Source organism: Pseudomonas sp. CG7 (genome assembly GCF_023701885.1).
Taxonomy (GTDB): domain Bacteria; phylum Pseudomonadota; class Gammaproteobacteria; order Pseudomonadales; family Pseudomonadaceae; genus Aquipseudomonas; species Aquipseudomonas zanjanensis.
Genome location: NZ_JABAEE010000069.1, coordinates 1 through 14,289 on the forward strand (window position 1 = coordinate 1; position 14,289 = coordinate 14,289).

The 14,289-nt window shown below is 61.8% G+C and carries 13 protein-coding genes and 2 pseudogenes; 13 read left to right on the forward strand and 2 right to left on the reverse strand.

The annotated features are described in order from the left end of the window. Positions 1 to 723 precede the first annotated feature (723 nt). From HGO40_RS23375 to HGO40_RS23415, 9 genes and pseudogenes are all read left to right on the forward strand, one after another. A pseudogene (locus HGO40_RS23375) lies at positions 724 to 1,665 on the forward strand (methyl-accepting chemotaxis protein); the annotation flags it as partial. 11 nt (positions 1,666 to 1,676) lie between these two features. Beyond that, positions 1,677 to 2,045, forward strand: a complete 369-nt coding sequence (locus HGO40_RS23380; RefSeq protein WP_250964937.1) for a response regulator — start codon at positions 1,677 to 1,679, stop codon at positions 2,043 to 2,045. 15 nt (positions 2,046 to 2,060) lie between these two features. Beyond that, positions 2,061 to 2,345, forward strand: coding sequence for an STAS domain-containing protein (locus HGO40_RS23385; protein WP_250964938.1), 285 nt, complete (start codon positions 2,061 to 2,063; stop codon positions 2,343 to 2,345). A 36-nt stretch (positions 2,346 to 2,381) separates the two neighbouring features. Further along, positions 2,382 to 4,484, forward strand: a complete 2,103-nt coding sequence (locus tag HGO40_RS23390; protein WP_250964939.1) for a chemotaxis protein CheA — start codon at positions 2,382 to 2,384, stop codon at positions 4,482 to 4,484. Between the two features lie 34 nt (positions 4,485 to 4,518). Continuing rightward, on the forward strand, positions 4,519 to 6,177 hold the full coding sequence (locus HGO40_RS23395) for a methyl-accepting chemotaxis protein (protein WP_250964940.1): 1,659 nt from the start codon (positions 4,519 to 4,521) through the stop codon (positions 6,175 to 6,177). Positions 6,178 to 6,216: 39 nt separating this feature from the next. Beyond that, on the forward strand, positions 6,217 to 6,753 hold the full coding sequence (locus HGO40_RS23400) for a chemotaxis protein CheW (RefSeq protein WP_250964941.1): 537 nt from the start codon (positions 6,217 to 6,219) through the stop codon (positions 6,751 to 6,753). Continuing rightward, positions 6,750 to 7,586, forward strand: a complete 837-nt coding sequence (locus HGO40_RS23405) for a CheR family methyltransferase (RefSeq protein WP_250964942.1) — start codon at positions 6,750 to 6,752, stop codon at positions 7,584 to 7,586. The genes HGO40_RS23400 and HGO40_RS23405 overlap by 4 nt, the downstream gene beginning before the upstream one ends. Next, on the forward strand, positions 7,583 to 8,080 hold the full coding sequence (cheD, locus tag HGO40_RS23410; protein WP_250964943.1) for a chemoreceptor glutamine deamidase CheD: 498 nt from the start codon (positions 7,583 to 7,585) through the stop codon (positions 8,078 to 8,080). Before HGO40_RS23405 ends, cheD begins: the two co-directional genes overlap by 4 nt. A gap of 2 nt (positions 8,081 to 8,082) precedes the next feature. Continuing rightward, positions 8,083 to 9,156, forward strand: a complete 1,074-nt coding sequence (locus HGO40_RS23415) for a protein-glutamate methylesterase/protein-glutamine glutaminase (protein ID WP_250964944.1) — start codon at positions 8,083 to 8,085, stop codon at positions 9,154 to 9,156. A gap of 12 nt (positions 9,157 to 9,168) precedes the next feature. Here HGO40_RS23415 and HGO40_RS23420 read toward each other — a convergent pair whose 3' ends face one another. Further along, complete coding sequence (locus HGO40_RS23420) at positions 9,169 to 10,293, reverse strand: mechanosensitive ion channel family protein (RefSeq protein ID WP_250964959.1); 1,125 nt, start codon at positions 10,291 to 10,293, stop codon at positions 9,169 to 9,171. A 109-nt stretch (positions 10,294 to 10,402) separates the two neighbouring features. Here HGO40_RS23420 and HGO40_RS23425 point away from each other — a divergent pair, with 109 nt between their 5' ends. Continuing rightward, complete coding sequence (locus HGO40_RS23425) at positions 10,403 to 10,597, forward strand: hypothetical protein (RefSeq protein ID WP_186709262.1); 195 nt, start codon at positions 10,403 to 10,405, stop codon at positions 10,595 to 10,597. Between the two features lie 247 nt (positions 10,598 to 10,844). Next, the gene (locus HGO40_RS23430; RefSeq protein WP_186729690.1) at positions 10,845 to 11,387 is read left to right on the forward strand and encodes a hypothetical protein; all 543 of its coding nucleotides are present in this window, start codon (positions 10,845 to 10,847) and stop codon (positions 11,385 to 11,387) included. A 295-nt stretch (positions 11,388 to 11,682) separates the two neighbouring features. Here the strand turns inward: HGO40_RS23430 and HGO40_RS23435 are convergent. After that, positions 11,683 to 12,600: pseudogene (locus HGO40_RS23435) on the reverse strand (DMT family transporter). 102 nt (positions 12,601 to 12,702) lie between these two features. On the opposite strand from HGO40_RS23435, the gene HGO40_RS23440 reads away from it, so the two are divergent. Then, positions 12,703 to 13,569 carry a LysR family transcriptional regulator gene (locus HGO40_RS23440; protein WP_250964945.1) on the forward strand — a complete coding sequence of 289 codons (867 nt, stop codon included), beginning with the start codon at positions 12,703 to 12,705 and terminating at the stop codon, positions 13,567 to 13,569. 434 nt (positions 13,570 to 14,003) lie between these two features. After that, entirely contained in the window at positions 14,004 to 14,276 is a 273-nt protein-coding gene (locus HGO40_RS23445; protein ID WP_250964946.1) for a hypothetical protein, read from the forward strand. Positions 14,277 to 14,289 lie beyond the last annotated feature (13 nt).

Sequence of the window (14,289 nt, forward strand, 5' to 3'; positions counted from 1 at the left end):
GGCTGGACGCGGTTTTTGATCGAACTGCCGAAGGGTAATTAAGGCCGAATCAAGTCCCTGTGGCGAGGGAGCTTGCTCCCGCTGGGCTGCGCAGCGGCCCCGAAACCTGGACACGCCGTGTATCAGGCTGACCTCGCCAGCCGCTTTTGGGACCGCTTCGCGCTCCAGCGGGAGCAAGCTCCCTCGCCACAAAGGCCCCTTAAGCCATCTCCCTCGCCACAAAAGCCCCTCTGCGCGCACTTCCCGCCACGCGGCTTATACCTTCGTCGGGGCCATTCGACATTTCCCAGACTGCGTCTAATCTGAAGGCACAGTGCCACGTACTGGGTAGGCCAATGCCTACCGCAATACCGGAATCGGACAGCCGGTCTTAAAGTCCGAGTAAGGGTCGCAGATAACCAGTTATTCGCAAATAACCTGTTAGCAACACTGTTCAAGGACCGAACCATGACGTCGTATTCTCACGGTCATTCCCTTTCCCAACCACAACCGCGCATCCTCTGGAGTGCCGTGCTGGTGGCCATTGCCGCGAGCGTTGGCGTGCTCGCGCTCAATGGCGCGAGTGCATCGAACATCGGCTTGAGCGTGGCGATCCTGGCCTTGGGCGCCGGGGTTGGCGTGTGGGCTGCACGCTCGCAACGCCAGCAGTTCGACAGCGCCCTCGCCGCCGCCATGGCCGACCACGACCTGCAAGGCAGCGAGCACCAGGCTCATAAAACCCACGCACAATTCAACGAAGTCATTCTCGGTGCCATGCCGATCTGGGCCAAGCAAGTCGAAAGCTCCCGGCAGCAGACCGAAACCGCGATCGTCTCCCTGACCAGCCGCTTCACCGGCATTTCGTCACGCCTGGAAGACACCGTACAAGCCTCGCAACTGGCCGCCGGTGAACTGGCCGGCCAGAGCAACGGCGGTGCCGTGCAGGTGCTGGCCCAGAGCGAAGGCGAACTGGTCAAGGTCATCGATTCCCTGAAGGCCACCCAGGCCAGCCGCGACGAAACCCTGGCCCAGGTGCGCAACCTGACGGCTTATACCGGCGAGCTGCGGACCATGGCCGCCGACGTCGCGGCGATTGCCGCGCAGACCAACCTGCTCGCCCTCAACGCCGCCATTGAAGCCGCCCGTGCCGGCGAAGCCGGGCGTGGCTTTGCCGTGGTGGCCGATGCCGTGCGCAGCCTGTCGAGCAAGTCCAGCGAGACCGGCCAGCAGATGTCGGCCAAGGTCGACATCATCAACACCGCCATCACCCAACTGGTCCATGCCGCGTCCAGCGGTGCCGACCAGGACAGCCATTCCGTCAGCGCCTCCGAGCAGAGCATCCAGCAGGTGCTGGAGCGCTTCAAGAGTGTCACTGGCCGGCTGGCCGACTCGGCCGACATGCTGCAACGGGAAAGCTTCGGCATCCGCGATGAACTCACCGAGGTGCTGGTCAGCCTGCAATTCCAGGACCGGGTCAGCCAGATCCTCAGCCACGTGCGCGACAACATCGAGGACCTGCATGTGCACTTGCAGCAGGCCAGTCAGTCGCCCGAACAGGCTGTTTCCATCGACGCCCGCCAATGGCTGGCGCGCATGGAAACCACTTACGCCACCGACGAGCAACGCCGCAATCACCACGGCGACTCGAGCGCGCAACAGACTTCACAGGAAATAACCTTTTTTTAGGAGAGCCGTTCATGGCTAAAAGTGTATTGGTTGTCGACGACTCCGCGAGCGTTCGGCAGGTGGTCGGCATCGCGTTGAAAAGTGCCGGCTATGACGTGATCGAAGCCAGCGATGGCAGGGACGCCCTGGGCAAGCTCACCGGCCAGAAAGTGCACCTGATCATCAGCGACGTGAACATGCCCAACATGGACGGCATCACCTTCGTCAAGGAGGTCAAGAAGCTGGCCAGCTACAAGTTCACGCCGATCATCATGCTCACCACCGAATCCCAGGAATCGAAGAAACAGGAAGGCCAGGCCGCTGGGGCCAAAGCCTGGGTGGTCAAGCCGTTCCAGCCGGCGCAGATGCTGGCGGCGGTCTCCAAGCTGATTCTTCCTTGATGGCCGGAGGCTTAGATGCCGTTGCATTACGAAACAAACAATGACACCGCCCAGGTGCACATCGACGGCGAGCTGACGATCTACACCGCGGCCGAACTGGCCGCGCAATGGTTGCCGCACCTGGGCGCAACACCGCGGATGGCCCTGGATCTGTCGCAAATCACCGAGATGGACGGCGCCGGCCTGCAACTGCTGTTGATGGTACAGCGCGAGGCCTCCAGGGCCGGGACCCAACTGACACTGACCGGCCAAAGCAAGGCCGTCACGGAAACACTTGCCCTGTGCAACCTGGTTGCCTAGGACCGCAATACGTCGGACACGACAAAGGATATGAGCGTGAGCATCAATCTCGATCAGGCACAACAGACCTTCATCGTCGAGGCACGGGAACAGTTGCAGGCGATGGAAGAGTCGCTGCTGCAACTGGAAACCGACCCTGGTGACGATGACGCCATTGGCGCGATCTTCCGGGCGGCCCACACGATCAAGGGCTCGGCCGGGCTGTTCGGCCTGGAACCGATCGTCAGTTTCACCCACATCGTCGAAGACGTGCTCGATCGCCTGCGCAACGGCAGCGTTGAGGTGGACGCCGGCCTGATCGCGGTGCTACTCAAGTCCAGCGATCACATGCTGGAGCTGATCAACGTGGCCGCCAACCAGGGCGGCGCGCTGCCGCCGCCGGCCCTGCAACGGGAAGTGGAGCTGTGCCAGATCCTGCAGGAGTACCAGGCGCCCTCGCCCGCCGCGGCCCCGACGCCCGCCCCTGAAACCCGCCCCAGTGAACCCGGCGAAACGCGTCTCTGGCACATCTCCCTGCGCTTCGGCCAGGACGTGTTCCGCAACGGCATGGACCCGCTGTCGTTCCTGCGCTACCTGCAAACCCTGGGTGAAATCGTCGACATCGCCACCCTGACCGACACCCTGCCCGCCGCCGACGCCTGGGATGCCGAGTCCTGCTACCTGGGCTTCGACATCGCGTTTCGCTCGGCCGCCAGTCACGGCGCGATCAACGAAGTGTTCGACTTCGTCCGGGAAGACTGCGAAATCGACATCGTGGCCATCGATGACGCCGCCGCGCCACAGGGAAACACTGGCCTGGTCACGACCTCGCCGGAGCCGCCCGAGGAAAACACCGCGTTGGTCGCCACCGGCGAATTGCTCGGCGACCAGCGCAAGACCCCGCGCATGCCCGCCCAGATCGCCACCGACAAACAGCCGGTGACCAGCGACAGCAAGGGCAAGGACGGCACCTACGTGCGGGTCAATGCCGACAAGCTCGACGAGTTGATCAACCTGGTGGGCGAACTGGTCATCGCCAGCGCCGGTGCGAGCCTGCTGGCCCGCACCTGCCACAACGACCCGTTGCAGGAAGCCACCTCGTCCGTCTCCGGGCTGGTGGAAGAAATCCTCGACGGCGCCCTGCGCCTGCGCATGATCCCCATCGGCGAAACCTTCAACCGCTTCCGTCGGGTGGTGCGCGATGTCAGCCAGGAGCTGGGCAAGGACATCGACCTGATCATCAGCGGCGCCGAGACCGAGCTGGACAAGACCGTGGTGGAAAAAATCGGCGACCCGCTGATGCACCTGCTGCGCAACGCCATGGACCACGGCATTGAAACCGCCGAGGCCCGCCTGGCCGCCGGCAAACCGGCCAAGGGGCACCTGCATCTCAATGCGTACCACGACTCCGGCAGCATCGTGCTGGAAATCGCCGACGACGGCGCCGGCCTGAACCGCGACCGGATCCTGGAAAAAGCCCAGGAACGTGGCCTGGTACCCCAGGGTGCCAGCCCCACCGACCAGGAAATCTACAACCTGATTTTCGAACCTGGCTTCTCTACCGCCCAGGCCGTGACCAACCTGTCGGGGCGTGGCGTGGGCATGGACGTGGTCAAGCGCAACATCACCCTGCTGCGCGGCACCGTCGACCTCGACAGCCAAACCGGCAAGGGCACCGTGGTGCGCATCCGCCTGCCGCTGCCCCTGGCGAGCATCAATGGATTCCTGGTGGGTATCGGTCAGTCGACTTATGTCATTCCGCTGGACATGGTCCAGGAATGCATCGAGCTGAGCGAAGACGATGGGCTCGCCAGCCGCGAACAAGGCTACCTCGACCTGCGCGGCGAGGTGCTGCCCCTGGTCTACCTGCGCGATCACTTCAACCATGAAGGCCCGCCCGCGCGTCGGCAGAACGTGGTGGTGGTGCGCTACGCCGAACTCAAGGCCGGGCTGGTGGTGGATGACTTGCTGGTTGAATTCCAGACCGTGATCAAGCCGCTGGGCAAGCTGTTTGGCGCCCTTCGCGGCATCAGGGGCTCGACCATCCTGGGCAGTGGCGCCGTGGCGTTGATTCTCGACGTACCGGCCCTGCTCACCCAGATCGCCCAGGCCGAAAACCGCTTCAACCCGACTCAACTACAACAAGCCAACGCTCGCTGACGCTTTTAGCAACTCCATGGAGAGGTACTTCCCAATGAAATGGTTCTACGACCTTAGAATCGCCACCAAACTGATCACTTCATTTCTTGTGGTGCTGGCGCTGACCGCCGTCATGGGGGTGTTCTCGATTATTCAACTGGGCCAGGTGAACCACACCGCCCTCGACATCCGTGAAAACTGGATGCCGTCCATGCGCGCCGCCTCGGGTATGCGCTTCTATGCGGCGAGCTATCGCCTCAAGGAAAACCGCCATATTGTCGCCGACTCCGAGCAAGAGCGAATCACCCTCGAGCAAGAAGCCGAGGAAGCCAAGAAGGCCTTCGACACGCGCCTGGACACTTACGAAAAACTGCTCTCCAGCGCTGAAGATCGGCAGGTATTCGACACCACCCGCAACGACTGGGCTGCTTATCTGGCGGTCAGCAAAGACCTCCTCGCATTGTCGCGGCAGAACCTGGCCGAGCAGGCCAATGCGATGCTCAAGGGCGAGTCCAAGCGTCGGTTCGACCTGGTGACCGGCGACCTGCAAAAACTGGTCGAGCTCAACGCGGCTGGCGCTGATGTCGCCAGTGCACACGGCACCAAGCTGTATGAAAACGCACGCCTGTCGATCATCGCCGTGCTGGTTGCCGCCCTGCTGGTGGGCCTGGGCCTGGCGCTGTTCATCTCGCGCATCATCTCCCGTCCGTTGAAACAGGCGGCGGTTGTCGCCGAACAATTGGCCGAAGGCAACCTGAACGCAAAAATCGAAGGCGGCTCCAAGGACGAAACCGGCATGGTGCTCAACGCCATGCAGAACATGGTCGGCAAGCTCTCGCACATCATCGGCGAAGTGCGTAACGCCGCGGACAACCTGGCCAGCGCCTCCGAAGAAGTCAGCGCCACCGCGCAGTCGATGAGCCAGGCCACCAGCGAACAGGCGGCCAGCGTCGAGGAAACCAGTGCCTCCATCGAGCAGATGAGCGCCAGCATCAACCAGAACACCGAGAACGCCAAGGTGACTGACGGCATGGCCAGCAAGGCCGCCAAGGAAGCCACCGACGGCGGCGAGTCCGTGCAGCAGACCGTGGTGGCGATGAAGAAAATCGCCCAGCGCATCAGCATCATCGACGACATCGCCTACCAGACCAACCTGTTGGCGCTCAACGCCGCCATCGAAGCCGCCCGTGCCGGCGAACACGGCAAAGGCTTCGCAGTGGTCGCCGCCGAAGTGCGCAAGCTGGCCGAACGCAGCCAGGTGGCTGCCCAGGAAATCGGCGAGCTGTCCTCCAGCAGCGTCGACATGGCGGAAAAGGCCGGGAACCTGCTCAACGAGATGGTCCCCTCCATCAACAAGACTTCGGACCTGGTGCAGGAAATCAGCGCCGCCTCCGAAGAACAGGCTGCCGGCGTGGCGCAGATCAACACCGCCATGACCCAGCTCAACCAGGTGACCCAACAAAACGCCTCCAGCAGCGAAGAACTGGCCGCCACCGCCGAGGAAATGAGCAGCCAGGCCGAACAACTGCAACAGGCCATGAGTTTCTTCACCTTGGACACGCCGCCCAAATCCGCCGTCCAGGTCGCTCGGATCGACAACACCCCCGGCCCGTCCAGCCGCAAACCGGCCCGGACGCCGGCACCGGTCATGCCCAAGGCATTTGCCTACAACATGGCCAGCGCCCCGGACGAATCCGAGTTCACCCGGTTCTGATGGCCCGGTTCCACAGGCTTGCTTAAAGGAGAAAAGGCAATGGGCGCCATCGCGACCCCACGTCAAACCGCCCTCGCGGTCGAGGAAGAAGCGCAATACCTGACGTTCATGCTCGGCACGGAGATGTTTGCCATCGGCATCCTGTGCATCAAGGAAATCATCGAGTACGGCAACCTCACCGTGGTGCCGATGATGCCGGCCTTCGTGCGCGGGGTGATCAACCTGCGGGGCGCGGTGGTGCCGGTGGTGGATTTGTCGGCCCGTTTCGGCCGGCCGAATTCGGCGATCAGCCGGCGTTCGTGCGTGGTGATCATCGAAGCGTCCAGCGCTGACGGCCTCGCCCAGGACATCGGCTTGCTGGTGGACACGGTGTCGGCGGTGCTGGAAATTCCGGCCTCGCAGATCGAGCCGCCACCGAGCTTCGGTGCGAAGATCCGCGCCGATTTCATCAGTGGTATGGCCAAGGTCGATGGCAAGTTCGTCATCGTGCTGGAGGTGGACCGCGTACTGTCCATCGACGAAATGTCCCAACTCGCCGAAGCCAGCCCGAACGCGCTGGAAGTGGATGCCCCGTGAACGCCGATACCTGCAAGGAACGCACGCTGAACGCTCAGGCGCTCACCGACCGAGAGTTCGGCCAGATCCAGTCCTGGCTGTACCAAGCCGCGGGGATCAGCCTGTCCGAGGCCAAGAAAGCCCTGGTGGCCGGGCGTTTGTTCAAGCGCCTCAAGCACTATGGGCTGGACAGCTACGGCGAGTATTTCAAGTTGATCATGAACGGCCAGCGCACCGATGAATTGCAGGTGGCGCTGGACCTGCTGACGACCAACGAGACCTACTTTTTCCGCGAGCCCAAGCATTTCGACTTCCTGCGCCAACACGTACTGCCCCACGCCACGCCCGGCAAGACCTTCCGCTTGTGGAGCGCGGCCAGCTCATCGGGAGAAGAACCCTACAGCCTGGCCATGACCCTGGCCGAAGGGCTGGGCACCACGCCTTGGGAAGTCATCGGTTCGGACATCAGCAGCCAGGTGCTGGCCAAGGCGCGCTCCGGGCACTACCCGATGGAACGCGCCCGTACCCTGCCCCAGCCGCTGCTGGTGAAATACTGCCTCAAGGGCACCGGCAGCCAGCAAGGCACGTTCCTCATCGACCGGGCGTTGCGCAGCCGAGTCAACTTCATCCAGGTCAACCTCACCGACACCTTGCCGGAGCTGGGAGAGTTCGACGTGATCTTCCTGCGCAACGTCATGATCTATTTCGACCAGCCCACCAAAAGCAAAGTGGTTGCCCGCCTGCTGCCGCGGCTCAAGCCCGGCGGGTACTTCATCGTCAGCCACTCGGAAAGCCTCAACGGTGTGTCCGATGCGTTGAAACTGGTGGCGCCCTCGATCTACCGCAAACCATGAGCGCCGCCATCAGGGACGTGGCCGAGGTGTACCTGGCGCCGGGGGAATTTCGCTTCGCCACCTGCCCGACCCGCCTGCGCACGATCCTCGGCTCTTGCGTGGCGATCACGTTGTGGCATCCCGAGCGGCGGATCGGCGGCATGTGCCACTTCATGTTGCCCAGTCGGGTGCGGTGCTCCACCGCATTGAACGGCCTCTACGCCGACGAAGCCATCGAACTGTTCATCCTCCAGGCCCGGGCCCACCACACCGACCCCGAGGATTACCAACTCAAGCTGTTCGGCGGCGGCGAGATGTTCCCCGAGCTGCAGCGCCATGTGCCCTACGGCGATGTGGCGCGGCTGAACGTCAACGCCGCGCTGGAAATGGCCGCCCTCTATCGCCTCGACCTCATCGCCCAGGACATGGGCAGCACTGGCCACCGCAGCATCATCTTCGACCTGTGCAGCGGCGATGTGTGGGTCAGGCACCAACCCATAAGGACCCGGCACTGACCATGTCAAAAAAGATCAATGTACTGCTGGTGGATGACTCTGCCGTGGTTCGCCAGGTGTTGCTGGCGATCCTCAGCGACACGCCGGACATCCACGTCATGGGCGCGGCGTCCGACCCGATTTTCGCCATGGACAAACTGGCCAAGGAATGGCCCGACGTGATCGTGCTGGACGTGGAGATGCCGCGCATGGACGGCATCACCTTCCTGAAAAAAATCATGAGCGAGCGGCCCACGCCGGTGGAGATCTGCTCGTCCCTGACGCCCCGGGGCGCGGAAACCACCTTGCAAGCGATGGCGGCTGGCGCGGTAGAAATCATCACCAAGCCCACCACCGGGCTGAAGAACTTTCTGTTGGAATCGGCGCCGGAACTGGTCTCGGCGATCCGCGCCGCGGCCCAGGTCAACGTGCGCAACCTGGGCAAGCGCCCGGCCCCGGCGGCGTTGACGCCAGCGACCAAACTCACGGCAGACGCCATGCTGCCCGCCGCCAACGGCCATGCCATGGCCCAGACCACCGAACGCATCGTCGCCCTCGGCACCTCCACCGGCGGCACCCAGGCCCTGGAAGCGGTGCTCACCGCCCTGCCGCGCGTGAGCCCGGGCATCGTCATCGTCCAGCACATGCCGGAAAAATTCACCGCTTCGTTCGCGGCCCGGCTCAACAGCCTGTGCCAGATCGAAGTGCGCGAAGCCCGCAACAACGACCGCATCCACCCGGGCCTGGCGCTCATCGCACCGGGCGGCAAACACATGATGGTGACCCGCAGCGGGGCGTTCTATCACGTGCAAGTGGTGGACGGCCCGCTGGTCAACCGCCATCGGCCCTCGGTGGATGTGCTGTTCCGCTCCGTGGCCAAGTTCGCCGGCCGCAACGCCACCGGCATCATCATGACCGGCATGGGCGACGACGGCGCCCGCGGCCTGAAGGAAATGCTCGACGCCGGCGCCAGCACCGTGGCCCAGGACGAAGCCAGCTGCGTGGTCTTCGGCATGCCCAAGGAAGCGATCAAGCTCAATGCCGCGCAACGGGTGATGGGGTTGCAGGAGATTGCCCAGGTAGTCTTGCATCGATAGCCAGGGAGTGAATCAAGCATGCCCGGCACGCGACGAACGCGTGACCGGGCGCAGCGCCGCAGACTCGGGCAATGACGCGACATGGACCATGCGTGACGGGAACGCAAACTGCGTGTCGAGCGCTGCAACCGCTTCCATTATCGCCAGGTTGATCCGTTGCTGGACGTCCATGTAGACGTTGTAACTGGCGTCCAGAACGATATACACCGTCTCGAATTCCAGGGCGCTCTCGCCAAAACTTCTGAAATGACACCGGTCGAACCGGGCTTTGTCTTCATTCCTGATGATCGCTTCAACCCGTTGCGTGATCTGCCTGATCTGTTCGGTGGAACATTCATAAGTCAGGCGAAACTCGAAGACAATCCGACGCTCCTGCAGCCGCTTGTAGTTCTGGATGGTGCTGCCGATCATATCGGCGTTGGCCATGACGATTTGCTCGCCCCCCAGGCTTCGTATCCGGGTGGTTTTCAGGCCAACGTGCTCCACCGTACCGGCAAGCGAACCCACCACGATGAAGTCGCCGACCTCGAATGGCTTGTCAACGGCGATCGACAGCGAGGCGAACACATCGCCAAGAATATTCTGCACTGCCAATGCCACGGCGATACCACCCACGCCGAGGCTCGCCACGAAGGCCGTGATGTTAACGCCAACGTTCGAGAGCATCGCGAGCAAGATCACCGCCCACAGGAGCACCCTTGCACCCCAGAGGCTCAGGGTCGCCAGGGCACTTGCCTGGAATGTCCCGTTCGCACCATGGACCGAGAAATAGCGATGCAGCAACAACGCCAACGCTCGGTTCGTCCATAAGCCGACCTGCAACGCCGCCACCACGAACCAAAGGCTGCTGACGCGACTGAGCCAACGTTCAGGCAAATCCAGGATGCCTATACCGATCAGAATCGACGCCAATAACAGCAGCGTGTTACTAGTCGCCGACAACACTTGGCTGGCAATGTAGCTGAGATGTCCATTGCCCGCCTTCGCCCTCGCCTGGATTCTCCTGAACACAAACCGGATCGCGGTTTTTGCAAGCACGTAGCTGAGCACAGCGGCACAACATGCAAAGATCCAGCTAGCCAGTGAAATACCTAGAATCATGTACCCCGTGAAAAACGCCTCGAAACCCTCAATCATCGCCCCACCCTTGAAGTCCTGCGGCTGCGCATGAGTGATGGAGCCGCGCCAGGTCAAACGCCGCTTGATCCCTTGCGCAAATCAAGTGGCCTGTTGGGGATTAGTCGTTATGGGCACCGCAGTGTTCAATGAAATCGTCACGTCGTCGCCAGGAAAAAGCGCCAACCACCTTGCCTATACCGGCGAAATCGTCGCCAGTACGCCGATCAAAAGCGTCAGTGCCAAAAACCCACCTAAAAAAATCGCCATCTTCGCCATGAGCACTCCTGAATCAAGAAATTGCAGTACACGGGCCGTCCGATAGGCCAACGGGTTGTTATTCTGGGGTGGGGACTGGGCGCGTTACAGAGGCACCTGAGGCAGGAAAGTACGGATCAGACGCGCACCCCAGGCCAGCACAGGGCTTGCTCAATGCGATTAACCCGAGACTGGGCCGCCGCGCACGACCGCAAACTCAAGCAGGTAAATCGCTAACGGTCCTCGATCACGGCTATGATTGCCGCTCGCCCTTCTGACAGGCGATGTCGCAGGCCACCCTCAAGGATCCAGGTATGACTTTTCTGCCGTCACGCACCACCCTCTTCGTCTCCAGCCTCCTGCTCAGCTCCCTGTGCTTTGCCGAAGGCGAGCCAACCGACGGCAGCCTCATCAAGGACTCGACCAAGGCCGCCGTTTCAACGTTCATTACCGCCGGCAAGAACCTGTTGGGCGGCGTCAGCGAAGGCGTGCTCGATGGCCGCGAATCAGCCCAAGGCACCGATGGCGCCGCGATCATTTCCTCCGGCGAACAAATGAAAGACCGCATCGCCGTTGAAGTGTTGAAGCTCGAACCCAGCGACGAAAACGTCAGCATTACCCTCGGTTTCAAGAACAGCACCGACACCCAACTGCGCGTAGTCAACCTCGGCCAGACCGGCGTGCTGCTGGCCATTGACCAGGCGGGTTACTCCAACCGCCTCACCGGCCTGGACAACCCGGACGAAGTCACCATCCCGCCGAAGACCGCCGTGCGCCAGAAGTTCGTGTTCGAAGGCATGAACGAGGCGGTCAGCACGGTGCGGATGTGGGGGGAGGATTACCCGGTCAAGAAGTAATGCGACCGCGTGCCTGGCAAGCGTGCCTGGTTCTCGCCATGTGCCCGCTAACGGCTTGCGAGTACGGCTCAGAGCCCGACCCGCTAAAAACCGCCCTGCTCGACGCGCCCCCTGAGCTCGTTTTCAAGGGCCCGCCACCACTGGGGGAACCTACCGCACGACCGATGGCCGAGGATGGAAAAAGTTGTAGCCATAACACACCCTGTGGCGAGGGAGCTTGCTCCCGCTGGGCTGCGCAGCAGCCCCAAAAAAAGCCGCTACAACATCCCCTTCATTGTCTAAACCCACGACAGCATCAACCGACTTTTGCCCCACTCCCCGGCTCAAGCCTCAACGCCAACACACTCATCAACACAATCACCGCCCCCACAATAACCATCATTCACGGGCGCTCAGCCAGCACCAAAGAAGCCATCAACATCGCCGTAGGCGGTATCAGGTAAAGCGCCATGGAAGCGCGGCTCACGTTGCTGTGCGCCAACACATAAGCCCAAGCAAGGTACGCCAACGCACTGGGAAAAATACCGAGAACCAACCCCGCCAGATTCACCGAAGCCGAAGCCTGTCGCGCCGCGCTCAACACCCCCGGCGCAAAAATGAACAACAGGATCGTCCCCGACCAAACGGTGTAGCAAACCACGGTCAAACCGTCATAACGATGGGCATGGCGCTTCTGCAAAGCGAAATACACACTCCAGGACAGCGCCGCCAACAGGATCAATAGCCCATGGGCGTCCATGTCACCCAAGCCACGATCCCCCGCGCCCACCACGCCTGCGCCACGCAAGCCCCACAGCACACAGCCCCATTGCCAACCACTGACCCTGTCCTTGAAGACAAAATGCGCCAGCAGCGTGCTGATCAACGGCGTGGACTGGGCCAGCACACTGGCCGCCCCGGCGCTGACGCCCCGCTGACCGTAATTGAGGGCGATGTGGTGCAGGCTGACGGCAAAGAAACCCAACACCGCCAGCAACGGCAAATCCCTGAGACGCGGCGAGGAAATACCCTTCACCATCGCAACGAAGCCCATGAACACTGACGCGATGAGAAACCGCATCAACGCCAACTGACCCGGCTCATAAGCCTGCAAGCCAATGCGGATACCAATCGGCGAATAGGCCCAGCAAACAATCACCAACATCGTTGCCAGAATGACCTTCGCAGCGGCTTTGCTGGAGGAACCTTCAACCCGCGCAAAACGCGTTTCCATCTAGAGTTCCTGCTCACTGGCCGATTTGCCTCGAAGTATCGAAACCACCCCACCTCAGCACAAGTGACTTAAACTCAGCCCACCATTCACTTTTGGTGAGCTATGGAACTGTCCCAACTGCGCATGCTCAAGACCGTCTGCGACACCGGCAGCATCGCCCGCGCCGCCGAAGTGCTGCACTGCGTGCCGTCCAACATCACCGCACGCCTGAAGGCCCTGGAACGGGAACTCGGCACGCCGATGTTTTTCCGCGAAGGCCGCGGGCTGCGGGTCAGCCCGGCGGGCGAAGTGTTCCTGGAGTACGCGACCAAAATCCTGAGCCTGACGGAAGAGGCCCGCCGCGCAGTCGCCCCCACCCGCGCCCCGAGTGGCCCACTGCGCATCGGCGCAATCGAGTCCAGCGCCACGGGCCGCCTGCCCCAGCTGCTCGCCAAATACCACGCGCAGTATCCGGACGTTTCACTGGAACTGAGCACCGGCACCTGGGCGCAGCTGCTGGACGATATCCAACATCACCGGCTCGATGGTGTGATCGTCGCGGTGGACATCGAACGGCCTGGACTCAAGCGAGCCGTAATGTACCGCGAAGACCTGGTGCTCATCGCCTCCGAGTCCCACGGCCCGCTGCGCAGCGCCGCCGATCTGCAAGGCATGGCGATCTTCATGTGGCCCACGGGCTGTCCGTACCGCTTGGCGTTGGTACAGTGGCTGCTGCGTCATGGTCAGGTGCAACCGATCACCAGCATTGCCAGTTATGGGGCTATTGTTGGGTGTGTCAGCGCGGGTGCTGGCGTGTCGCTGGTGCCTCGGGGGATCTATGAGCAATATCGCCTGGGGGCTGGTTGGAAGGGGTATGAGTTTCCCGAGCTGACGGGCATCGATAACCTTTTCTACTGGCATGAAAACGCCGGCCGGCATCCTGCCAGAGAGGCGTTTTTGACGATGCTGCAAACGGAGGTCGAAGGCTAATTGCGCCACTGCCCCTTGTGGTGAGGGAGCTTGCTCCCGCTGGGCTGCGCAGCAGCCCTGAAGCTGACACCTCGGTCTGGTGATGGTTTTGAATCAGCCGAGCCAGCCATGTCAGACCCCTCCCGCAAAAAACGATCGCAACTCCTACGAAGCTTTAGGAACCCGTCACCTTCCCACCCAATCCGACAGAACCTATAGTGATGCCCATCGCTCAATGGCGATCAGGTTTGGCGACCTGAGGATCGAGTGCGAAAGTACTGCGTTTTTTGCAGAGGCTTTGGCAAACTTGCACGGCTGCCCGTTACGGCAGTTGTGCGTGGGAGGCCTTCGGGTCTGCCGGTTTTCGATCCCGGTTCGCCAACCTGCGTACAACTGCCACCTAATTGTTTGGCGACGATTGAGTGGTTAAAACCTCATTAGATCGGAGTTTTAACATGGAAAGATACGTCCCCATCACCGGCATCGACTGCTCCCCTGCCTCCTTACTCATCGATACCGAAGCCCCGCTGGATGTCCTACACGCGACAGCCGATTACCGCATTCGTGTGGTGACCCAGGTACTGGAGAACATTGCGTTTCGCTCCGAGATTGCCAGCGATACGGTTGTGCTTTCGGACTTCGCACAGCTTTTGGTTATTCCGTTACGCGATGGGTGTGATTTGCTGGAGGTGATTGGTCGTCGGCTTCAGGCGCAGGTTGAAAGCTGATGGAAGGACGGGC